The sequence below is a fragment of the Neptuniibacter pectenicola genome (genome assembly GCF_001597735.1).
Classification (GTDB): Bacteria; Pseudomonadota; Gammaproteobacteria; order Pseudomonadales; family Balneatricaceae; genus Neptuniibacter; species Neptuniibacter pectenicola.
Map to the genome: position 1 here is coordinate 1 of NZ_LUTS01000118.1, position 281 is coordinate 281.

Consider the following 281-nt stretch of genomic DNA (forward strand, 5'->3'; position numbering starts at 1 on the left):
CGGCCGCGCGATCACGCGCCTGCAGTACCTCGCCGACGTGCAGGCCCTCGCCGCGCGGCTGCCGTACAACGGCACCATGCTGAACGTCACCGCGGATCGCTACCGCTTCGCGGTCGGCCTGGGCGCGGCGATGCTGCGCGGCCAGAGCAATCTGATGCCACCGAACCACACGCCCGACACGGTGGCGCGGCTGCGCAAGCTGTTCCCCGGCACCTACGGGCTGACCGACCTGCCCGACGCGTCGCTCGCGCTGCCGCTGGTGCGGCATGCCGACACGATGG

Annotated in this window: 1 protein-coding gene; it reads left to right on the top strand. The window is 72.6% G+C overall.

Translation table 11 applies throughout. The features are described 5' to 3' along the window. Positions 1-281: hypothetical protein (locus A3773_RS18230; RefSeq protein WP_197462866.1), on the top strand; the 281-nt coding region annotated here is incomplete at both ends.